At 32.8% G+C, this 22,159-nt stretch carries 28 protein-coding genes and 1 riboswitch; of the genes, 9 read left to right on the forward strand and 19 right to left on the reverse strand.

Annotated elements, in window-relative coordinates:
- The first annotated feature begins 35 nt into the window (after nt 1–35).
- The 3 genes from LQ677_RS11115 to LQ677_RS11125 all read left to right on the forward strand — a co-directional run bounded on the left by LQ677_RS11115 (nt 36) and on the right by LQ677_RS11125 (nt 2,646).
- A complete protein-coding gene (locus LQ677_RS11115) occupies nt 36–1,151 on the forward strand; it encodes a YibE/F family protein (RefSeq protein WP_239748839.1) in 1,116 nt (371 codons plus the stop codon).
- Nucleotides 1,151–1,909, forward strand: a complete 759-nt coding sequence (locus LQ677_RS11120) for a YibE/F family protein (protein WP_048540293.1) — start codon at nt 1,151–1,153, stop codon at nt 1,907–1,909. Before LQ677_RS11115 ends, LQ677_RS11120 begins: the two co-directional genes overlap by 1 nt.
- A 533-nt stretch (nt 1,910–2,442) precedes the next feature.
- Entirely contained in the window at nt 2,443–2,646 is a 204-nt protein-coding gene (locus tag LQ677_RS11125) for a TM2 domain-containing protein (protein WP_159315721.1), read from the forward strand.
- A gap of 80 nt (nt 2,647–2,726) precedes the next feature.
- On the opposite strand, the gene LQ677_RS11130 is transcribed toward LQ677_RS11125, so the two are convergent.
- Together LQ677_RS11130 and LQ677_RS11135 are read right to left on the reverse strand one after the other, a co-directional pair.
- Nucleotides 2,727–3,656, reverse strand: coding sequence for a VOC family protein (locus tag LQ677_RS11130; RefSeq protein WP_204258850.1), 930 nt, complete (start codon nt 3,654–3,656; stop codon nt 2,727–2,729).
- 122 nt (nt 3,657–3,778) lie between these two features.
- Nucleotides 3,779–4,537, reverse strand: coding sequence for a nucleotidyltransferase domain-containing protein (locus LQ677_RS11135; protein WP_239748840.1), 759 nt, complete (start codon nt 4,535–4,537; stop codon nt 3,779–3,781).
- A gap of 128 nt (nt 4,538–4,665) precedes the next feature.
- Here LQ677_RS11135 and LQ677_RS11140 point away from each other — a divergent pair, with 128 nt between their 5' ends.
- A complete protein-coding gene (locus LQ677_RS11140) occupies nt 4,666–5,826 on the forward strand; it encodes an MFS transporter (RefSeq protein WP_037589384.1) in 1,161 nt (386 codons plus the stop codon).
- A 44-nt stretch (nt 5,827–5,870) separates the two neighbouring features.
- On the opposite strand, the gene LQ677_RS11145 is transcribed toward LQ677_RS11140, so the two are convergent.
- From LQ677_RS11145 to LQ677_RS11155, 3 genes are all read right to left on the reverse strand, one after another.
- Nucleotides 5,871–6,941 (reverse strand): NAD/NADP octopine/nopaline dehydrogenase family protein, encoded by a 1,071-nt coding sequence (locus LQ677_RS11145; protein ID WP_049320789.1) that lies wholly within the window; start codon nt 6,939–6,941, stop codon nt 5,871–5,873.
- Nucleotides 6,942–7,058: 117 nt separating this feature from the next.
- Nucleotides 7,059–8,264: an ornithine--oxo-acid transaminase gene (rocD, locus tag LQ677_RS11150; RefSeq protein WP_239748841.1), complete on the reverse strand. Its 1,206-nt coding sequence runs from the start codon at nt 8,262–8,264 to the stop codon at nt 7,059–7,061.
- 136 nt (nt 8,265–8,400) lie between these two features.
- Complete coding sequence (locus tag LQ677_RS11155) at nt 8,401–9,297, reverse strand: TIGR01777 family oxidoreductase (RefSeq protein ID WP_107576834.1); 897 nt, start codon at nt 9,295–9,297, stop codon at nt 8,401–8,403.
- Nucleotides 9,298–9,382: 85 nt separating this feature from the next.
- On the opposite strand from LQ677_RS11155, the gene LQ677_RS11160 reads away from it, so the two are divergent.
- Entirely contained in the window at nt 9,383–9,835 is a 453-nt protein-coding gene (locus LQ677_RS11160; protein WP_239748842.1) for a GNAT family N-acetyltransferase, read from the forward strand.
- A 12-nt stretch (nt 9,836–9,847) separates the two neighbouring features.
- Here the strand turns inward: LQ677_RS11160 and LQ677_RS11165 are convergent, their stop codons facing one another.
- A complete protein-coding gene (locus LQ677_RS11165; RefSeq protein ID WP_037589390.1) occupies nt 9,848–10,162 on the reverse strand; it encodes a DMT family transporter in 315 nt (104 codons plus the stop codon).
- Between the two features lies 1 nt (nt 10,163).
- The gene (locus LQ677_RS11170; RefSeq protein ID WP_025906137.1) at nt 10,164–10,487 is read right to left on the reverse strand and encodes a DMT family transporter; all 324 of its coding nucleotides are present in this window, start codon (nt 10,485–10,487) and stop codon (nt 10,164–10,166) included.
- 48 nt (nt 10,488–10,535) lie between these two features.
- A riboswitch (guanidine-I (ykkC/yxkD leader) is annotated at nt 10,536–10,635 on the reverse strand.
- 138 nt (nt 10,636–10,773) lie between these two features.
- Here LQ677_RS11170 and LQ677_RS11175 point away from each other — a divergent pair.
- Nucleotides 10,774–11,109 (forward strand): helix-turn-helix domain-containing protein, encoded by a 336-nt coding sequence (locus tag LQ677_RS11175; protein WP_025906138.1) that lies wholly within the window; start codon nt 10,774–10,776, stop codon nt 11,107–11,109.
- A gap of 51 nt (nt 11,110–11,160) precedes the next feature.
- On the opposite strand, the gene LQ677_RS11180 is transcribed toward LQ677_RS11175, so the two are convergent.
- The 3 genes from LQ677_RS11180 to LQ677_RS11190 are packed head-to-tail and all read right to left on the reverse strand — an operon-like array spanning nt 11,161 to nt 12,825.
- A complete protein-coding gene (locus tag LQ677_RS11180) occupies nt 11,161–11,952 on the reverse strand; it encodes a DUF4097 family beta strand repeat-containing protein (protein WP_239748843.1) in 792 nt (263 codons plus the stop codon).
- Nucleotides 11,949–12,509, reverse strand: coding sequence for a DUF1700 domain-containing protein (locus tag LQ677_RS11185; RefSeq protein ID WP_239748844.1), 561 nt, complete (start codon nt 12,507–12,509; stop codon nt 11,949–11,951). Before LQ677_RS11185 ends, LQ677_RS11180 begins: the two co-directional genes overlap by 4 nt.
- The gene (locus LQ677_RS11190; protein ID WP_025906145.1) at nt 12,502–12,825 is read right to left on the reverse strand and encodes a PadR family transcriptional regulator; all 324 of its coding nucleotides are present in this window, start codon (nt 12,823–12,825) and stop codon (nt 12,502–12,504) included. Before LQ677_RS11190 ends, LQ677_RS11185 begins: the two co-directional genes overlap by 8 nt.
- Before the next feature lie 170 nt (nt 12,826–12,995).
- Between LQ677_RS11190 and LQ677_RS11195 the strand changes: the two genes are divergently transcribed.
- Nucleotides 12,996–13,472, forward strand: coding sequence for an SRPBCC domain-containing protein (locus tag LQ677_RS11195; protein ID WP_239748845.1), 477 nt, complete (start codon nt 12,996–12,998; stop codon nt 13,470–13,472).
- 48 nt (nt 13,473–13,520) lie between these two features.
- Here the strand turns inward: LQ677_RS11195 and LQ677_RS11200 are convergent, their stop codons facing one another.
- Together LQ677_RS11200 and LQ677_RS11205 are read right to left on the reverse strand one after the other, a co-directional pair.
- The gene (locus LQ677_RS11200; RefSeq protein ID WP_206166546.1) at nt 13,521–14,093 is read right to left on the reverse strand and encodes a helix-turn-helix domain-containing protein; all 573 of its coding nucleotides are present in this window, start codon (nt 14,091–14,093) and stop codon (nt 13,521–13,523) included.
- Between the two features lie 183 nt (nt 14,094–14,276).
- Complete coding sequence (locus LQ677_RS11205) at nt 14,277–14,480, reverse strand: hypothetical protein (RefSeq protein WP_037589395.1); 204 nt, start codon at nt 14,478–14,480, stop codon at nt 14,277–14,279.
- Nucleotides 14,481–14,622: 142 nt separating this feature from the next.
- Here LQ677_RS11205 and LQ677_RS11210 point away from each other — a divergent pair, with 142 nt between their 5' ends.
- Nucleotides 14,623–14,967, forward strand: a complete 345-nt coding sequence (locus tag LQ677_RS11210) for a nuclear transport factor 2 family protein (RefSeq protein WP_206166547.1) — start codon at nt 14,623–14,625, stop codon at nt 14,965–14,967.
- Between the two features lie 506 nt (nt 14,968–15,473).
- Here the strand turns inward: LQ677_RS11210 and LQ677_RS11215 are convergent.
- Together LQ677_RS11215 and LQ677_RS11220 are read right to left on the reverse strand one after the other, a co-directional pair.
- Nucleotides 15,474–15,662 (reverse strand): hypothetical protein, encoded by a 189-nt coding sequence (locus LQ677_RS11215; RefSeq protein WP_185805755.1) that lies wholly within the window; start codon nt 15,660–15,662, stop codon nt 15,474–15,476.
- Between the two features lie 277 nt (nt 15,663–15,939).
- A complete protein-coding gene (locus LQ677_RS11220) occupies nt 15,940–16,902 on the reverse strand; it encodes a VOC family protein (RefSeq protein WP_239705823.1) in 963 nt (320 codons plus the stop codon).
- Nucleotides 16,903–16,938: 36 nt separating this feature from the next.
- Between LQ677_RS11220 and LQ677_RS11225 the strand changes: the two genes are divergently transcribed.
- Nucleotides 16,939–17,520 carry an alpha/beta hydrolase gene (locus LQ677_RS11225; RefSeq protein WP_239748846.1) on the forward strand — a complete coding sequence of 194 codons (582 nt, stop codon included), beginning with the start codon at nt 16,939–16,941 and terminating at the stop codon, nt 17,518–17,520.
- A 57-nt stretch (nt 17,521–17,577) separates the two neighbouring features.
- On the opposite strand, the gene isaB is transcribed toward LQ677_RS11225, so the two are convergent.
- From isaB to guaA, 5 genes are all read right to left on the reverse strand, one after another.
- Entirely contained in the window at nt 17,578–18,156 is a 579-nt protein-coding gene (gene isaB, locus LQ677_RS11230) for an immunodominant staphylococcal antigen IsaB family protein (protein ID WP_239748847.1), read from the reverse strand.
- Nucleotides 18,157–18,362: 206 nt separating this feature from the next.
- On the reverse strand, nt 18,363–19,145 hold the full coding sequence (locus LQ677_RS11235; RefSeq protein WP_239748848.1) for a hypothetical protein: 783 nt from the start codon (nt 19,143–19,145) through the stop codon (nt 18,363–18,365).
- A 190-nt stretch (nt 19,146–19,335) separates the two neighbouring features.
- Nucleotides 19,336–19,656, reverse strand: a complete 321-nt coding sequence (locus LQ677_RS11240; RefSeq protein ID WP_037589416.1) for an antibiotic biosynthesis monooxygenase family protein — start codon at nt 19,654–19,656, stop codon at nt 19,336–19,338.
- A gap of 146 nt (nt 19,657–19,802) precedes the next feature.
- Entirely contained in the window at nt 19,803–20,303 is a 501-nt protein-coding gene (locus LQ677_RS11245) for a hypothetical protein (protein ID WP_239748849.1), read from the reverse strand.
- A 307-nt stretch (nt 20,304–20,610) separates the two neighbouring features.
- The gene (guaA, locus tag LQ677_RS11250) at nt 20,611–22,155 is read right to left on the reverse strand and encodes a glutamine-hydrolyzing GMP synthase (RefSeq protein ID WP_037589419.1); all 1,545 of its coding nucleotides are present in this window, start codon (nt 22,153–22,155) and stop codon (nt 20,611–20,613) included.
- Nucleotides 22,156–22,159 lie beyond the last annotated feature (4 nt).

Below are 22,159 nucleotides of genomic sequence, written 5' to 3' on the forward strand. Positions count from 1 at the left end.
ATGTTCAAATTAAAGAAAAATGATGGTGGCAAAACATGAATGACAAAATCAAACAACAATTAACGAAACCATTTAATGTTGCGATACTCATATTTATTGTATGCGTTGTAATAGCCTATATATTCACCCAACACAATGCGCAATATTACAAAACACCAATTGGTCAAATTACGGATATTACACATCAATCTTCACAAACAACGATTGACCAAAATAAGAATAAAGATACGTTACATAAAGAACAAATCCATTTAGAGATTCAGAATGGCCAGCATAAAGGAGACCGCATTACGGTTCCTCATAAATATACGGATTCTTTAACGGATTCTGAGAAATACCATGTAAACGACCAAGTCCTCTTATCCTATAAAGGTAAAGAAGACACCGCTATTATAAAAGGCTTAAAACGAGATGGCGCTGTCACGTTAATGACTGGTTTGTTCTTATTAACCTTACTTATCGTCGGTAGAAAATCAGGGCTATATTCTATTATTTCGCTCATTATTAATGTCACAGTCCTACTATTAATGATTGATTATTTCATGAAACATAATAATCATCATTTCTTTATATTAATGACGGCAACAGTTATATTCTCAACGATCGTATCCTTATTGCTCGTCAGTGGCTTTAAACGGAGAACTTTTGTTGCGATAATTTCAACTTTGTTTGGTACATTTTTAAGTATCGGTATCGCTCAACTTGTCATGATGTTTACGAATGGTGACGGCGTTAAATATGAAACGATGAGTTTCTTAACGATTCAACCGACACAAATATTCCTAGCGTCTGTGCTCATAGGTTCACTTGGTGCGGTTATGGATGTTGCTATTACGTTAACAAGTTCCTTATATGAGATTAAAGCACAACATCCCGAAATTTCATTGAAACAATTGCGTCAATCTGGCACAAACATTGGTAAAGATATTATGGGTACAATGACGAATATCTTATTCTTCGCTTATTTATCTGGTAGCATTCCGATGATTATTCTTTACTTTAAAAATAGCAATACAATCACGTATACCTTATCCATGAATTGGTCATTAGAAATTACAAGAGCACTCATGGGTGGCATTGGTATTGTGATTACGATACCTATCACAATATTTGTTGCAATGATGTTCATGCAAAGAGAGGAGGCTAAATAATGACGACATTTATTTTAGCCAGTATATTACTCATTCTTATGATCATCGTTGGTGGTAAGAAAGGATTTAGATCGTTTGTAACGTTATTTTTAAACTTGCTGACGTTGTTTATTGCGTTATTACTCATCATTTATAAAGCGCCTATATTCATCGTATTAATCATCTTCTGTTTAATTATTACATGCATTAACTTGTTCTATATTAATGCATATAATACTAAGACAGTTGCTGCCTTTTTCGCGACCATTATATCTACGCTTATCTTAATAGGATTAATCTATTTCATTGTAGACATTTCAATGTTGCAAGGGTTCACTGAAGAAGAACAAGATGAAACGTATATATTTTCAATGAATGTAGGGATTAACTATGCTGAACTTATGGTATTTACAGTTGTATTAGCCGTAATCGCAGCAGTGATTGATTTAACAATATCCATTAGTTCTCCAATGTACGAACTATATGAAGCACATCCAAAAATATCATTACAACAACTATTCAAGTCTGGCTTAACAATAGGAAGAGACATCCTATCAACAACAACCAATACAATTTATTTCGCCTATATAGGCGGACAAATCACGTTATTTTTCTGGTTTGGTAAATTAAATTACACCTTTGGCGAAATAATCAATGCTAAAATATTTGCAGCTGAAATCATAACCATATTATTAGGCGGTATCGCTGTAAGTATCGCCATCCCAATCACCTCATTTATCACAGTGAGATTAATAAAGAAACAACAACATAAAATATAGAAGAAAGCACCTTTTGACTCGGTCAAAAGGTGCTTTTGTTTGTATATATGAACGGTTAACGATCTTGTTTGTGTTTCTTGAGCGTTAGAGCCAGGTTTTCTCTCATTTTTTTAATTTTTTTGTCCGCTAACGATCTTGTTTGCGTTTCTTGAGCGTTAGAATTTCTAACGATCTTGTTTTTCATTCTTGAGCGTTAGCGCCTAGTTTTCTCTCATTTTTTTAATTTTTTTGTCCTCTAACGATCTTGTTTGCGTTTCTTGAGCGTTAGAATTTCTAACGATCTTGTTTTTCACTCTTGAGCGTTAGATTTCATTTCTTACTTTAAAAAGATTAATAAACTTTTATTCTCAATTAAATGTGTAATAACCTATTGTAGAAATCGTAATGACTTTCTTAAAATCCATAATAAATATTAATATCTTCTAGTTGTTCAAAATATCATAAAGTAATCATATAATTATTTTAGGTGTTTAATTTACAAAAAATGGGTTAAATTAATAATGAAAAAACTTAATAAAAGGAAGTTGATTTATATGAAAGTTGATAAAATTACATATTCTCTACTAGCATTCTTTTTAGGTGGCCTTGGAATTCATAAGTTCTATGTAGGAAAAAAAGCCACTGGAATTTTACATCTTATTTTTTGTTGGACTGGAATACCTGGTGTTATTGGGATAATACAAGGTGTTAAAGCAGCTTTGAAACCTGCTGACGAATCAGGAAAAATAGTAATTTAGTCATTTATATATTAATTTTAAAATAATAAATAGAGAAAAAGCACCTTTTGACCAAGTCAAAAGGTGCTTACATTCTACTATTAAATAGGTTCTAAATTACTTTCAATTTCTGCTCTTCTTGATTCTAAAAATCCTGGTAAGTCTAGCTGTTGTCCTAGTTGTGATACATCATCATATGGCATACCTGGTCCTTCTGTCGCAAATTCAATCAATATATGTGAATGTCTATAATATAAGCTTTTAAAGAAATCTCTATCCACTATTCCAGAATGTACAACGCCTTTTTCATCTAATAATTCTTTCACTTTATTTAATTCTTCTTCGTCTGCTACGGATAATGCAAGATGGTGAATACTTCCTTTACCAGGTCTTTCTCTTTCACCTTCTACTTCTTTCAATATAATATCGCTATACAATCCTTCAAAATCAATCGTATATAATAATTCACTTTCAGAATCTACTAACTCAAAATGCAAATCATTTTCCAGGAAATTTTTCATTTCTGAAACATCATCAATTTTAAATTCTACAGGACCCATACCCATAATTTGATGTTCTTCTGGTACATCTGTGTATCTATTATGACGCCAACTTTGCGGCACTTTACGTTCACCATTAGGTAATAACACCATTTCCAATCCTTCGTGATCTCTAAAATGTAAAGCTGTCATACCGTTATAAATACCAATAGCGTCATGATCAACATCAAGTTTTTCAAAACGATCTTTCCAATAATTTAAGCTTTCTTCATTTGGTACTAACAAGCCAATTCTTGAAATCGAGTTCGTACCTTTATAAGTTTGTCCCATCGGTTTAAGTTCGAAAAATGTTAAAGAAGTACCAGGCGAACCAACCTCATCACCATAGAACAAATGATACATAGAAGGGTCATCTTGATTCACTGTTTTTAAATATAAACGTAGTCCTAATTTTTCTACATAAAATTCTTTATTTAACTTAGCATCTTTCGTAAGCATCGAAATATGGTGGTGCCCTAAAATTTCTATCATAATCGTACCTCCCATTAATTTAACTACATTATACGCGCATCAGAATAATCTTTTCAAAAATTATACTCACATGTGAATATATAGACACCAGTCATAGTGACGTCACTATGACTGGTGTCTAGTTATGCATATTTTTTATATAAATAGTCGTATATTTTTTCGAATCCTTCAACCCAATATTCCTCAACCATGTCTTTAATATAGTCTTGGTAAAGATTCATATATTGTGCAACCGCTTCTCTATGCTTTATAGAATTATTACAATCATTTATATAATTTAACTTTGAATAAATATCAGCAGGCAGATGATGTGCAGCTTTTTTACCTAGTACTGCTTTCTCAGGATAATATTTATATAACAACACTTTTATTGCATGATTAAGTGCATTATCAATCATTTGAGTCGTCCATAAATATCGCCCTCTTCCAACTATATGATCATATTGAAAGATAAACCAACAACTATCTAATGCTGAATCTATAAATACTTCTTCAGTTATACTTAAGTCTTTTTTATCATATTCCTTCAATCTACCGTTAGGGTCATACATCACTTTTATATCATCTGTTTGAGGATAATCATGTTCATGAACAATATAACAATCTATATGTAACATATCTTCAAATACACCAACAATTTGAGGACAAATAATTTCCACTAATTCTTTATATAACAGCGGTTGATATTGCTCAAGTGCATCTACAATACTGTCATATACTTCTTCAACTTGTACCTCGCGTTTTAACATGACATAAATATCTAAATCAGAATAGGCATCATTTTCCCCTCTAGCAATAGACCCCTTTAAAAATATTGATAACACCCCATGCACTTTTTTCAAAGCAGGTACAATTTTCTCTAAAGCTATTTCGTATCTCATATTCCCACCCCTTACTTAAAAATTCAGATTATTATAATATATCACAATTACAATTGAATAATATATGCATATTTTTCGAAAAATGATTTTTTTAGCGTTATGATTATTGTTGTAGGGAGAGATACAATATGACAAGTGAACAGAAAAAGAGATCTATTTCATTATTATTAGCAGGATTCATCATTTTTTCTAGCCTTTATGTTACGCAACCAATATTTAATGGGCTAAGTCAATATTTTAACGTGTCGCTATCTGATATCAGTTTAACTTTATCCGTTTCTACTTTTATGCTTGGTATTGGTTTAATTTTAGTGCCGATGCTCAACAATATTGAGAAGAAACGTATGATGTCTATTTCTGTATTACTTGTAAGTGTATTATCTATCATCAGTGTTTTCGTAACGAACTTCCATTTATTTCTCGTCATTCGTGGTCTGATGGGATTAGCTTTAAGTGGTGTGCCTTCTATCGCAATGGCATATATAGCTGATGAAGTACATAAAGATAGAGTCAGTAAAGTAATGGGTTTATATGTAGCTGGAACGACCTTTGGAGGTATGTCTGGTCGTGTAGTTGTTGGTATTCTAACAGACATCGCGAATTGGCAAGTTGCGATTGCGTCACTCAGTATTCTTAATTTAATACTCGCAATATTAATGGTTATTTTATTACCAACTTCAACAGTTCAAACACCACAATGGGTATCACCGAAACAACATTTCATTAAATATGGAAAGCTATTAAAGAACCCAGCCGTTTTAAAAACAATGTCACTAGCATTCTTATTAATGGGTACCTTTGTCACAATATACAGTTATATAACCGTACGTTTCGAACATCCACCATTTTCACTTAGTGAGTCTACGATTGCCTTTATATTTATTTTATATTTAATAGGTACGTATAGCTCCATTAACTTTGGAAAACTCAGTTATAAACTTGGTATAAAAAAAGCATATGCAATCGCCATAACAATCATGATTGTAGGTATTATCCTTACTTTCATAACATACTTACCACTTGATATATTAGGAATCGCCGCAATGACATTCGGATTCTTTGGCGCACATTCCATTCAAAGCAGTTATATCGCCACATTAACCGAATCAAGCAAATCACACGCCTCAACTTTATATTTATTAGGTTATTATGTAGGATCAAGTTTATTAACCATATTAGGCGGATACGTATTCGTACAATACGCATGGATAGGTATCGGTATCTTAACACTCTTATTAACTCTAATAGCCGCAATAATTAGTAGATCATTATTTAAAAATGTCGCTTAATAAATCGAAAAAACGCTTAGCTCGTGAATGAGCTAAGCGTTTTTTTATTCCAATCCTAATTTCTCTAATCCTAATGATTCTACTGTTAAACCTTCTGTATAGAAATCTCGCTCTAATATTGTTGAAGCGATTACGATTATGGCATCTATGTTTGGTGTTGGTACGCCGATTACTTTTCCTAAGCTTGACCAGAGTACTAAACCATATGCGATATCTTCTGTTAAGTATCTATTTTCTACTTCGTTTGGTCCATTGATTTGTGAAAATACTGGACTTGTATTGAATAATTTATTAAGTGGTTCGTCTTCATCATCATTAGATAGGTAACCGCGTTCTATTCGTGCACCTTTTGCTGTATTAAGTTCGAAACCTAATTTTCTACCTAGTGATAATCTTTCCAATTCGACTGCATGCAATAACTTTACAGTATGAGGTGTAATGCCTTCTTTATATAAGGCAAATTCATCTGCATAGTCTATTCTACCTACGTTTAATAATGTTGGACCCGGATGTACTTCTGGATTCCCGTTTTCTAAGTTTGTCTTCCAAAGACTTTCTTCTTTAACGATATACGGATATAGTTCTTTAATCGTTTTAAAGCTTTCTGTTAAATAGCTTTTATCATATGTTGAGAAGTGTACTTTCTGAACGTTAAGAGATAAATTCACTTCTGCTTTATCATAATCTACACGTGTCCCGTACGTTAATGTATTTAATTCAGCAAACTTTGGCATTGTTTCTATATGTTGTTTCTCTAACACATTGATAAACCTAATTGATCCCATAGCTGCTGCGATATTGAATAAGATCAGTTGATCATTGTTAATAAGAGGTGCCATCGTTTTCGCATAATGTTCGATGAATGATGAAGGGATAATCATTTGTATCACTTCTGCATCTTTTAATACATACGACATATCATCACTTATGTCCGTAAACTTAACAAATGTCTTGTCACCTTCATTTATAAAATCAAATCCACCTCGTTCAAAAGCTTTATCAAATTTATGAATAGATTGATTACGACAATATAATTTTACTTCATGTCCTTTAGATATCATGTCTAGAGCAGCGGTTACGGCACCATTACCTGAACCTACTATTGCTATTTTCATATTATCCTTCCCTTCATTGAAAAATTAGTATATATAAATATATACCCAGGAAATTTTAACATAAAAGAAAAGTGAGTAAGACATCGATTTATGCCTTACTCACTATTTATATAAATTCTATGATTGATATTGTTTTGATTTTTCTTCTATTGTTTGTGTAATGACATTAACAATAGTATCAATGTCTTGTTCTTCAATAACGAGTGGTGGTGCTAAACGTATAATATTGCCTTGTGTTTCTTTACATAAGACACCTTGTGCATTAATACTTGCTACGATTGATTGTGCTTGCTCATTAAGTTCAATACCGATAAACAACCCACGTCCTCTCACTTCTTTTATAATTGGACTATCTATTTTTTTCAAACCATTTAATAATTTTTCACCAAGTTGTTGCGAACGTTGAGGAAGCGACTCATCTATAAGTACATCCAAAGCTGCAATTGAAACAGCACATGCTAATGGATTTCCGCCAAATGTTGAACCATGTGTACCTGGCGTTAATACTTGCATGACATCATCATTCGCTACGACCGCAGAAATAGGATAGAGACCGCCGCCTAAAGCTTTTCCTAATAAATAAATATCAGGTTCAACGCCTTCCCATTCCATCGCAAACATCTTACCTGTTCGACCTAATCCTACTTGAATTTCGTCTGCAATCAACAGAATCTGATGTTGTTCACACAAAGCTTTAACTTCTTTAATAAAATTTTTAGGTGGGATATGAACACCACCTTCTCCTTGAATAGGTTCTAAGATGATCGCTGTTGTATTTGGTGTGATAAGAGAAGCAATTTCTTCAGCATTGCCAAATTCACTGTATTTAATATTACCTGCTAGTACACCAAAGCCTTCTTTATAACTATCGTTTGATGATAAGGATAGCGAACCAATTGTTCGACCATGAAAATTACCTTCCATCGCAATAATTTCAGCATCAAGCGCATTGATACCTTTGATATCTTGACCCCATTTCGTTGCTACTTTGATGGCAGTCTCTACCGCTTCAGTCCCAGTATTCATAGGTAAAACTTTATTTTTATTGGCTAACTTACAAATCTTCTCTTCCCAAGCACCTAAATTATCACTATACAAAGCTCTAGAAGTCATTGTAATCTTTTGACTTTGATCTAAAAATGCTTGAATAATTTTAGGATGACCATGCCCTTGGTTTAGAACCGAGAATCCAGAAACACAATCAATATATGTATTGCCATCTGAATCTTTGACATGTGCACCTTTACCTTCAGTCAAAACTATATCTAATGGACTATAATTATTCGGGCTATACTTTTCTGTTAATGCGATAAACTGATTCATTGAGTACCCACCTTTATAATAAATATACTATAATTCGTATTAATATTCATTATCATACATTTGTTTTGTATATAAGTCAAAAGAAAAAAGTGACTGAGACACTACATTATGTCCCAGCCACTTCTATAATTAATATTTATTTTAATAAATGACTAATGGCATCATCTATATATGGATACTCAAATTCAAAGTTCTGTTCTTGCAACTTTTTAGGGAATACTTTTTGTACATCTAGAATAACGGTAGACTGCTCTCCCAATAACAAGCGCAATGCAAATTTAGGTACTGGCAATAGGTGTGGTCTATGAATTGCTTTCCCAATAGATTTGCCCAATTCATCTTGTTGAACTGGATGAGGACTACATAAGTTATAAACACCTTTAAATTGTTCATTTTGAATGAGTGTAGTGATACCTTTTACTAAATCATCAATATGAATCCAACTCATCCATTGCTTACCTGAACCAAGTGGACCGCCAACAAAGAATTGATACGGTTTAACCATTGTAGGTAGTGCACCACCCTCACTGGATAATATAACACCAAACCGACCTATAACGACTCTCGTTCCTAATTTATCAAATAGCCATGCTGTTTGTTCCCATCTTTCTACGACAGTCGATAGAAAGTCATGTGACAAAAACTGATCATACTCATCGTAAGAAACAACTTTAGACGGCGGGTAGTATCCAACTGCACTCGCATTAAATAATACTTTTGGTGCATAATTTTGCTTTTCAAAATAGTCATATAGTCGCTTAGTCGATTCAATACGACTCTTCATAATGGCTTCTTTATGCTCTGGTGTCCAACGGTTGTTGAGACTAGCACCAGCCAGGTTAATCACGATATCGATTTGAGGTAAATACTCTTCCCAACCATCTTCAGACCAATTAATATAATGCACAAATGGTTCATCTGACGTTCTATCACTTCTTGTTAATATATAAATTTCACTATCTGTATTTAAGTAATGTGCTACTAGAGCTGATCCAACTAAACCTGTTCCACCTGTCATTAATATTTTTTTCATTTTATCCCCACTTTAATTTAAGTTGTTGTATAAAATCATCTATAATAATATATACCCATTTATATAGATATTAAGGAGGTTAAATATGTTTATTAGACAAGCAACCATTTCAGATTTAAGTGAATTAGTCGAATTACGCAAAGCGCAATTAATTGATGAAGGTTCTAACCCAACACCCAATATAGATGTTGAACTAGAACAATTTTTCACGGACATGTTAACGAACAAATCGCTTTATCAATTATTAGCTATTGTTGATGATAATATTATCGCAAGTGGTGCGATTATCTATTACCCATTTCCACCATCATTCACAAACCCTTCAGGTGAAAGAGCATACGTTACTAATATTTATACACACCCAGATTTTAGAGGACAAGGCATCGCCCAAAAAATCATTACTGAACTCATTCAAGATGTCGAATCAAGAAATATCAAGAAAATCTTCCTCGCCGCTTCTACTTTAGGTAAACCTGTATACAAAAAGCTTGGTTTCAAAGAAGTCAATGAATGGATGGAAATCAATTATGATTTATAAGCTATTAAATAGTTAACTGATTAACTTCAAACCTATCGTGCTTGCTAGAATAATGCCGATAAATAATATACGTTTAAATTCTTTAGACTCCCCGTAGAATATAATACCTAATAACGCACCGCCGACAGCACCGATACCAGTCCATATTGCGTAGCTCGTGCTCATAGGTATTGTATTCATCGCGATGGATAAACAAATAAAGCTTAATACAAAGAATAACCCTAGTCCTAATAACGATGGGATATTATTACGTTTTGCATAAATGTTCATAAACAATACGCCTAACATTTCAAATAAACCTGCCAAAATCAATACAATCCATGCCATGTTATGCACCCTCCTCTTCACGTGTTACAAGTTTCAAGCCAATGACACCTATAATTAACGTCACGATTAAAATAACTTTTCCGATAACAACAGGTTCACCAAATAATGCGAAATCTACAATGGTTACGCCGGTTGCACCTAACCCAACATATACAGCATACGAAGTGCCTACTGGTAGATATTTAGATGCATTAATTAATAAATAGAAACTTACGACAATCGCGATAACTGTCAGAATCCATTCAAATGTATTATTTGCATGTGTTAAGCCGACTACCCAACCAACTTCAAATATTGCGCCAATGATAATTTTTATCCAGTTCATTTAAATTTTCCTCCTTAAATTAAAAAGCCCAGGAAACTTATTTAATAAGTCTCCCAGGCTTTTATCCCTCCGTGTCACAAGTATCAACTTGCGGCTTTCTCTCGGTCCAGACTAACCGCTCAGTTACGGAACCCTAGAAAGCTTTTATTCGATTAGTTCGAATTATAGCAAATGAATTTTTGTTGGTCAATAAAGTATCATTCGTATCTGAAAATTACAAATCACAACTTAAATCAGATATAATAGAATTAATAGATCATCATTTGAAGTGATTGAGGTGAAAGCATTGAATCAAACAGGATATCGAATTAAACAAAGAAGAGAAGAACTCGGATTTAGCACGTATAAATTAGCTAAACTGATTAACGTCAATCAGTCGACCATTTCCAGATATGAAACAGGTCAAACATCTAAATTAACACCATCAGTAGTTGAAAAATTATCAATCGCACTGTCTACAACACCCGCTTATATTATGGGCTGGGTAAACGTACCAGAAGCATACGAAGATGAAGAAGATTCACAAATTATTAATGATGCCATTCAATTATTACGTGGTTTAAACAAAGAGAAAAAAAGACAAGCATTAGCATATATACAAGAAATATCACAAAAATCATAACGTTTAAATTAAACAAAACGCTAACGAGCTCGACTCGTTAGCGTTTTATTATTAATCTATTTGAACAGAACCAACATCGCTTCTAATTTTGACTAAATTGTCTCCTGAACCTACTTTTTTGTTCTTTAATTCAGTGCGGTTAATTTGTGTATTACCTACATCTTGTTCAATATCTAGTAACGTATTTTTCAACGCTTTATTATAAACCAATCTCACAGACCCTGTATCCGTTTCAATGTCTAATGGTGTATCAGCTGGTGCATCATTTAATCTAACGGTACCTGTATCACTTTGAATTTTACCATTCTTAAAGTTCGTCTTATTAGTTAAAATTTTCCCCGTATCTGAATTTGCTTCAAAATTCCCTAAATCCGAACCATCAATGTTTATCATGCCCGTATCTACAGCTAATGAAGTGTTATCAGCTTTAATATCACGTATATTCAGTTTACCTGTGTCAGTCGTTACATCCAGTTTCTCTAGATTTTTAGGTACTGTTATTTCAATTTCATTATATGCATTATCAAAGAAGTTAAAATTAATAATCATATTTTTATCTTTTAAATTGACGTTTAATGTTCCGTCTTTTACTTTAGAAGTGAAATCAATTTTATCTTTATTCCCTACAGATTTCACTTTAAATTGATCGCCTTTTTTGATTGTTACAGCAGCATCACGTGCATAAACATTTATATGTTTAATGTCTTCTTGATAAGTCTTATTTAAAATCGTTTCTTGTTTCGTATTATCTGCTTCTTTTTTCCCGACAACAAATGTCAGTGTACCAAATACGATAAACAGAATAAGTCCTACACTAAATAATATCCATAATAATTTCTTCATGATTTAGCACTCCCTTTCACGATAGAAATATTCCAACGTAAATATTTAACCGTTAATTGATATGACCATTTTGTTAATAAATAAGTAATCACAAACAGCACGAGCCCTAAACCAAAGCTGGCTAACACAACATATACATCTAATTGATGGACTGCATCAAAGCCATTATAAACACCCTTTACAATCAACATCGCTGGCGTAACGAGTAAAGATAGCGTTGTCGCCATAAAACCAAATAGCACTGAAATCATAATGACAAAAGGAATTAAAATAACAAAGAAATTCAATAAACCTAGTCCCATTACAGATATAATCGCTTGCCACACGTTACCTACTTTATGATGAGATTCTGCTCTATCTATCGCCAAAGTTGCATTTATTTCCTTGGCAATATCTCTCGGATGTCCAAGTTCTTTAGCAATATTCTCTTCTGTTTGTCCATCTTCAACACCACTTATAAAGTGCGTTTCATATTCAGCTAGAATATCTTGTTTATCTTCTTCAGATATATTCTTTAAATACTTATTTAACAAATTTAAGTATTCTTTCTTACTCATTACTTTCACTCTCCTCTAAAAACAAATTCACCGCATCTGTGAAACTTTGCCATTCTTTTAACAACTGCTCTAATCGCTCATTACCTGAATCTGTGATCTTATAATACTTTCTAGCTGGTCCTTCAGTAGATGGCTCATAATATGTTGTTAAATATGCTTCTTTTACGAGACGTCTTAACAAAGGATAAACCGTTCCTTCAGAAATCGTGATTCTAGGTGTGATTTTTTGAATTAATGAATAACCGTATTGATCTTCGCCTTTAATAATAAGCAATACAATAAATTCGAGTGCGCCTTTTTTAAATTGTATATTCATATTTTTTCCTCCACTTAACTCAGTACTATACAATGTATAATAGCTCTTGACGAAAATATAACACACACTATTATACATTGCAAGGTACTAAATGATACTATGCTATAAATTTTTTATATTTAGCTAAATTATTGGTATATTAAGTACAACTAATAATAAGGGGGATTAGAATGAACGTAAATTACAGAACTGACGAAACGCACGCTCATCAAACGATTGATATATCCATACATTCTCATAAGTCACACGTATTCAAACTTTTAGGAACGACTGAAGGCATTAAACAATGGTTTCCTGAATTATCTTTTGAAGAAGAACGAGCAGGTAGTCAATTAATCTTCGACCTCGGTAATAATGAATATGAATATGCGAAGATTACAGACTATCATCCAAACGATCATATTGGATATGACTGGGACCAAGGTCATGTAGATTTTTCATTAGAAGAAAAGGGGGACACTGTAACGTTAACATTTAAAGAATCATTACCATTCACTTTTGAAACCATTGCGAATGATTTTACAGGTTGGTATTTTCAAATACAAAGTGTAAAAAAATTAGCCGAAACAGGACAACCATTATCGAAAGATGCATTTGATTTTAAGTCAAAGACCGACGAAATAGAACAAACTTTAAACTTAAATTAGAATCAAAAAAGCCAAACCACATGAGCAACATGTGATTTGGCTTTTTTATTAATCTATTAATTTCATGCCATAATAAGCAACTATAAATGCGATAAGTGCAAATATAATTGGCGTTACAATGGCAACGACTCTATCTTTAAATTTATCTTTCCTTGTTCTTTCACGAATTGTTTTTACATCTTTACCATTCATATAATCCATAATTTGACTATATGCTTTAATATTATGGACTTCTTTAAATTTATCTACTTTATAAGCAAAGTACATACCGATTAACCAAAGAACAAAAGGTACAACCAATCCATACATGCCCATTAACATCATACACGGTATAAGTAGAATAGCAGCAAGTCCCATAAAGATCATCATTAACCACGACCACTTATCAAATACTTTTCTATCCATTTCTCTTTTCATCATGTTTACATCTCCTTTTACTAAATGATCTAAGGAGACATCAAATATATTACTTAGTAGCAATAAAGATTCAATATCGGGGTAACTCTTACCCCTTTCCCAATTAGAAATAGACTGCCTACTCACAAAGACTTTTTCAGCTAGATCTTCTTGAGATAAGTTATATTCTTTTCTTAAATGAATAATTTGCTTACTTAAATTCATATCGATGTCCTCCTTGTCATCACCTTAATAAAAGATTCAAAAACAGTGTATCAAACATCGTTGTCATTGCATTAAAAATCCAGAAAAAACTTTGCCAAAGATATTTTGCATCGTTGATATGAAGGGATTTATAAAAAGAAGCTTACACTTTAAAAATTGTGTAAGCTTCTTTAACAATTTATGTTATCTAATATTCCCTGAGTCTTGAAGACCTTCTTTAAATCCTCTACAGACATCTGAAAATGATAGACAGAAATCTGATAATATTAGTACAAATAGTACAAAACCAACAGCCAAAAATACACTTTTAGCATTAATAGTAACTTTCTTCTTATACATATACAGACCAACTATTAATGCAGCAATTAATGTGATGATAAATTGCATGTTGACCGCCCCTTTCACATAACGATAATGTTAATATTTGTAATTATTATAAAATATTGTAACTATTTTGACAATATTTCGCCTCCAAATTGTTATTTTACACTAGCGTTGATATAATTTATCTAAAATGAGGTGAACTTCATTGTCTAATTCGTCAGTTGCAGAAAGTTTTTCTACAGGACATTTTGATAAATGTAATGCTTATTTAGATCAAGATATCGAATGGCATATTGTTGGCGATACAACATTGAAAGGTTATGAAGAAGTTGCAAATTATTGCACGCAAGTCTCACATTATTTTGAAACCGTAACAACGCAATTTGAAATTCACGATACGATTAAAAGTGACCACCAAATTGTCGTTATAGGTACTGGTTATTTTTATAAAGATGGTATCCAAATAAACAAGATAGATGCATGTGACATATACACATTTAGAGAAGATAAGATTATAAAAATACAGTCATATTGTATAGAGAATAAGTAAGTATTACAGAGTCTTCGTGCGATATGCCTTGATTTTGTACCCTCGCGCACGATATTTCTCAGTCTTCGTGCGTTATACCCTGATTTTATGCCCTTGCGCACGATATCTCAAAGTCTTCGTGCGATATGCCCTGATTTTATGCCTTAGCGCACGATATCTCGAAGTCTTCGTGCGATACACTCTGATTTTGTACCCTCGCGCACGATATCTCGTAGTCTTCGTGCGTTTCACCCTGATTTTATGCCTTAGCGCACGATATCTCTCAGTCTTCGTGCGTTTCACCTTGATTTTGTACCCTTGCGCACGATATCTCAAAGTCTTCGTGCGATATACCCTGATTTTATGCCTTAGCGCACGATATCTCTCAGTCTTCGTGCGTTTCACCTTGATTTTGTACCCTCGCTCACGATATCTCGAAGTCTTCGTGCGCCTACACTTGATTTATTCCACAAAAAAGAACCAGCAAAATTTCACAAGTCGTGTGTGATTTTTGCTGGTTTTATTATTCACTCATAATATTCTTTCAACATATTTAAATACTTTTTCTTTCTTCTTGGTGAAACATGAAACTTAAATTGACCTTCGTTTTCTGTTAATTCATAGTTTGATAATCTTGTTATTTGAAACAATTTCTCTTTCGAAATATTATGCTTCTTAATTATTTCATTAAGTTCTTTATCTAAGTTTTTTGACATAGTATTAAAGATAAATACCCATTGTGGTATCACTACTATACTAAATTTTAATACTGTTGATTTTGTGTTTGGCTCATCCCACAGTATGATCACTAGCAATAACCATGGAATAAGAATGCAAAGGAAAACTTGAAATGGTTTTTCTACAAAAATTTTAGTGAATATGTCCATAAATATCAACCCTCAAATATAATTTTCAATGTTAATTATATTATATGGTTATACATATCATATTTCAAACACTTCTAATATTAATGATTCCTTATTTTGCTCAATTCTATTTTTGTAATTGCTTTTCTATATATCCGCGCTTCTCTTCTAAATGTTCTGGTAAGTATAACGGGATGTCTTGAAATGCTTTGTCTTCAAAGACAACTTCTTTCATATTAAGCTTTAAAGTCGCAACTTCAAATAGCAGTTGATTCGGATCTCTATAGTAAATGGATTTAAAGAATCCTCGATTTTTAATTGGTGAATGGACCATATTTAATTTATCTAAAGCTGTTTCAATTTCTTGCAATTCACTTTCGTCTTCAGCTGAAATAGCAACGTGATGTATACCGCCAAATCCTTGGTCTTCAAGTGGATTAAATGTGTCATAAATAAAATGTATTTCATGATACATATCTTGATTACGATTATGCAAAATCTCAACAGTTAAATCTGTATCAAAGAATGTCTGCTGACCTGCTGATGTCCAATTATATAATGATTGGAAATGATCTATACTTGCTTTAGGATATCGGACACGTGCATGTATAGAGTCTAGACCAAGTATTTGATATTCTACTGGCACGGTACTTTTTTCATCTGTATTAAATTGATGGACATCTTCTTGATCAGAAATGACGATTAAACCGAGTGGCGTATTATCCGGTCCTTCAAAGCGAATTAGACTGCGGTCAGTGTAAAATTCAATACCGTAATGACACACTTCATATTCATCAAACCGTGCTTCCCAATATTTCAACGATTCTACAGAAGGCACTTTAAAAAGCAATCGATCAAAAGCATTAGCACCAAACTGATTATCTTTACCTTCTTTCATTTCAAAAAGCGTCACTTCTGTACCTGGTCGCCCATATTTATCCGCAAAGAAAACATGATACATTTCATAGTTCTCTTGATTAACAGTCTTCATTAGTAAATTGAGACCTAATATATTACGATAAAAATTGAATGATTGTTCTGCATCATGATTTATAATAGATACATGATGTATAATTGAATTGTGATTCATAAACAACAGCCCTTTCACATTTATGGAGGAGATAGAATGGAATATTTCTTACAAGAAAATCCCAATAACAATACTTTAATTGTACTTTTTCATGGAACAGGTGGCAATCAATACCAACTTCTTCCTTTTTCAAGTATATTAAACCCTGAAGCTAACATTTTAGGCATACAAGGTAGTGTTGGCGAAGGACAAGAAAGACGTTTCTTTGCACCGCTTCAGAACAACAAATTAGACCGACATGACTTCGAGCAACAAACCAAATCTTTTATAGATTTTTGGAATACATTTATCGAAGAACAGGATTATGAAAAAGTTATATTTTTAGGTTATTCAAACGGTGCGAATTTCATATTAGGATTACTGGAACAACACCTTATTAAAGTTGACCAAATCTTATTGCTGCACCCATCAGACCTCGACTATCATATTACGGAAACTTATAAAGAAACATCCGTCATTATCACGACAGGTTCAAACGATTATTTAACAATACCCGGCAAAGTAAAAGCACTATCAGAACAACTTAAACCATTATTTAAAAACGTTCAATTCGAACTACTCGACGGTGCACACGAACTAGAAGAACCAGAAATTGAACACATAAAAACAATCCTCTAAACCAAAAGTTTAGAGGATTGTCTATTCTTTATATATAATCAGTCACATCATCAAACACTATTGACCAATACGGATATGTGTTAAATAACCATCTTTATCAAAGTATGCTTTATAAGCGCCGTTATTTGTATTATAAGGTATGAATGTACCACCATCTTCGGATTTTCCTTCTGCTGTACTATCATTTGATGCGTGCGCTTTTTTAAACTGTGCTTTAGTGACTGCGTGTGGTTTAGTATTGAATTCCATTTGGATGACTTGGTCTTTCTCATTAAAATCTATTTGAGAACCATAAGAATCTAATGTATAAGCATGATTTTGGTTAGCTTTTGGATTTGCTTTATAGCCATTGAGCGTAAAATTATCATATTTCATTGCGCGAACAAAATTATAATCTAATGTAAATGTTGGATCATATGTTGTATAGCCTTCATAGTTATACCATGGTATTTGTGATTGTGTATTTGAAGTACTTTCTGTACTAACACCACTTCCACCTTCACCATAACCCCATTCTTGAACTTTTTCTGCTGCTTGAACATCTGAACTACTATTTGTGATAGGCACCGCTGAAGACCCTACTACAAGAGTTGATAAGACGACCGTTGCTGAAAGTACTTTACTTACTTTACGCATAATCAATCACTCCTTAAATTTTGAGTACTTACTTGCGATAACTTCTCGTTTAAACATTCAATCTACGCAAATATGACAATTTCCAAACCCTATCTTTATAATTATCACCCCCTCAAATTTATATTAAAATTCCTCGAGTGTAATTATTCACTTTCATGATACAACACACATATATAATTTCAAGTGATAATATAATCTAACAAATTTCACTGAATATATTCTCTTAAATATTTTCCATACAGTCCGACTTCTCCATTCGCCAATACGTGACTGTAATGTTTTAAGACAACCCTCTTTGTTTCCCAGCCTTCTTGAGCGTAAAATGCTTCACCTTCTTTACTTGTAACAAAAGCATCAAATGGGTCATCTTCAGTCTTTCCACCTACGTGATCATTTTCTCCAACAATCCATGTTAACGGGAATGATCCTTTTACATGTTGTGACTTTTCAATATGAGTGGCAATCCCTTCTTTCTTTGGAGAACCTCCTCCTCCAAACATTATCGCACCACCTGATTGAACATTTAGTTCTGGTAATTTATCTAACATCCAATATGCTGTTGTTTCTGCACCACCTGAAAAGCTACCTATCCATAATTTTTCATGATTTGGTAAAGAAGCAATCAATTCAACTAAATATTCCACATTGGCTTCTCCATTCTTCCACCACTGCTCTTCATCGTTAACAGACTTCGGTACAACTAAAGTTAACCCTTTTTCTTTAGCAACTTGACGGATACCATCTTTCCCAGCTAAATAGACTTCTGAATCAGGATGATGAAACTCATAAGCACCATCACCATGTAACCACACTAATATTCCCTTAGCGTTCTTAACAGGATAAATTAAATATTCACCTTCTGTTCCATTTTTAGAAGTGAAATTCCGAACATCATGATCACTATCAGTTCTATTTGATATAAACAACATCACACTGACCACAACTACGATAAATATACATAATAATACTAGTAACTTTTTAATCGCCACTCCCTCCTAATAAACGTTTCAAATCATAACTTAGGAATGTATTTATATATACTTAAGTTCTCTTTTATTATACAAAATTTTACAGAAATAAGAATAACTTCTACAAAAAAATCACGAGTGACTAAAGGTACATCCACCTAAAATCACTCGTGATTTTTATTTTATAAAGCTCATTAAAATAACTTACTTATTAATCTACAAGTTCGTATTTTTTAATTTGCTTTTCGATTTTTGAAACTTTCGCTTCTTCGTTTTCTTTCTTTTCTTTACTCATGTTTTTATGTTCTTCTACATGAGAAGGTCTAGAAATCCAAGCTTGAAAATCTTTCTTATCATTCCATTTAGAAACAATCGCGTATTCTAACTTACTTCCCGTTTCAGACTTCCAAACTTGTGCATCAATAAAGCCCTCAAAGCCTTCAAAATCTTGTTTAGCATGACTAGCTTTGTTATCTAATATAGCCTTAGATGCCTCATCTTTAGTAGAAAAAATTGCTTGTGCAACGAACATTCATAACGCCTCCTTGTCTATATATATTCCAATATATCAAAAATAAAAATTACAAACATATGAAACGCTTAAATAAATTAATGAATAACTTCTAATATGATATTCGTTTATCATTCTAGTTATTGCTATTTACTAGATAAAATATACTAATTTACAATAGTATCACTTATCCATAAAATATTTGTGACTGCTATTACTTTCTGATCTTTTTTTTCGGTGTATAGTATATCTTCTTTATCTTCACTCTCTAAATTAAAATATTCTATTTTATCCATTTCCCAAGTTGCTAAATATCTATCAAACTTAAGTTTATAATTTTCCTCTAAATTTTTAATATACTCTGGCTTTCTACCATTACTATCTTTAAATAATCCTAAATCTAATGTTTCTTTTTCATCAGCTATTATTACATGATTATTTAAAGTATTATTTTCATCAAATACATAAAGATAATAGGCTTCATTCGGCATGTTTTCTATTGTATTTTCTACAAGAAATTTTGATACTTTGTAACCGTTTATTCTATTTTCTTTATAGGTTATCTGCGGAACATATAATGCTACATAGCCATCATAATGTGTTAATCGCGTTTTATAATCGCTAAAAGCTTCATTAAATTTCCTCTTTAATCCTCTAGTTTTCCCCATACTTTTAACTCCTTATATAATAAGTTTTAACTTCAATTTTTTAACATTTTATTTGGATATTCTAGGTGTTCCTAGATAATTACCCTATAAGAGAATTTGAATTACTACTTTATCTTTTTTATTTCATCCCTTTTTAGGAGGATGCTTAAGTTAGTAAAAATACTATATACCCCTCAAATTACAACCACCTATAGTATATTGTGTCTTCATTATCACTTACATTCTAAACGACTCTATAATATATTAATCAAAAAAGGCTAGAAACACCAAATTTACGGTGTTTCTAGCCTTAATATTTACTATTATCTTACTCCCACTCTATTGTGCTTGGGGGCTTAGATGTAATGTCATAGACTACTCTGTTTACGTGGTCTACTTCATTTACGATACGGCTTGATACTTTTTGTAAGACTTCCCAGTCAATTCTTGCGAAGTCACTTGTCATTCCGTCTATTGATGTTACTGCGCGTACGCCGACTGTGTAGTCATATGTACGGTAGTCTCCCATAACACCTACTGAACGGATATCTGGTAATACTGTGAAGTATTGCCAAATGTCTCTTTCTAGACCTTCTTCACGCACGACTTCTCTTAGAATTGCGTCTGATTCTCTTACGATTTCTAATTTTTCTTCAGTAATTTCACCTAATACACGAATTCCTAAACCTGGACCTGGGAATGGTTGGCGCCATACTAAATGTTCTGGTATGCCTAATTCGATTCCTAGTGCACGTACTTCGTCTTTAAATAGTGTATTAATTGGTTCGATTAATTGGAACTGCATGTCTTCTGGTAATCCACCTACGTTATGGTGTGATTTAATTGTTTGTGCAGTCTTTGTACCTGATTCAATGATATCTGTATAAAGCGTACCTTGTGCAAGGAAATCTACGCCTTCTAATTTTGATGCTTCGTCATCAAATACGTATACAAATTCATTACCGATAATTTTACGTTTTTTCTCAGGATCTGAAACGCCAGCTAATTTACTCATGAAACGATCTTTGGCATCTACTCTAATGATGTTCATATTGAAGCCTTCACCAAAGTTCTCCATTACCATGTCGCCTTCACCTTTTCTAAGCAAACCATGGTCTACGAAGATACAAGTTAATTGATCGCCAATTGCTTTATGAAGTAATACTGCTACAACTGATGAATCAACGCCACCACTCATCGCACATAATACTTTACGATCGCCAACTTGTTCTCTAATTTTTTCTACTTCGATTTCAACAAAGTTCTCCATAGTCCAGTTTCCTGTACATTCACAAACACGACGAATGAAGTTTCTTAATAAGTCATTTCCGTATTCAGTATGTCTTACTTCTGGATGGAATTGTACACCGTATAATTTTCTTGATTTATCTTCAATTGCTGCATTTTGACAACTTGGGCTGTCTGCAATGATTTCAAAGTTCTCAGGAATATCGATTACTTTGTCACTGTGACTCATCCAAACTGTTTGACTATTAGGTAAGCTGAAGAATAACTCGTCATCTGATTTAACGTTTAATGTTGCTTTACCGTATTCACGTTCGTTAGCTCTTTCTACAGAACCACCTAATAATTTAGTCATTAATTGCATACCGTAACAAATACCTAAAACAGGAATACCTAGTTCAAAGATTTCAGGATCAACTGTGAATGATCCTTCTTCGTATACTGAATTTGGTCCACCTGAAAGTATAATACCTTTAGGATTCATTTTTTTAATTTCTTCGATTGAGATTTCATGGTCGTGTAACTCACTATATACGCCCATTTCTCTTATACGACGTGTAATCAATTGATTATATTGACTACCAAAATCCAATACAAGAATTAACTCTTGTTCAAAAGCCATTTCCATAATT

It is taken from the genome of Mammaliicoccus sp. Q-M61, assembly GCF_022386055.1.
Classification (GTDB): Bacteria; Bacillota; Bacilli; order Staphylococcales; family Staphylococcaceae; genus Mammaliicoccus; species Mammaliicoccus sciuri_A.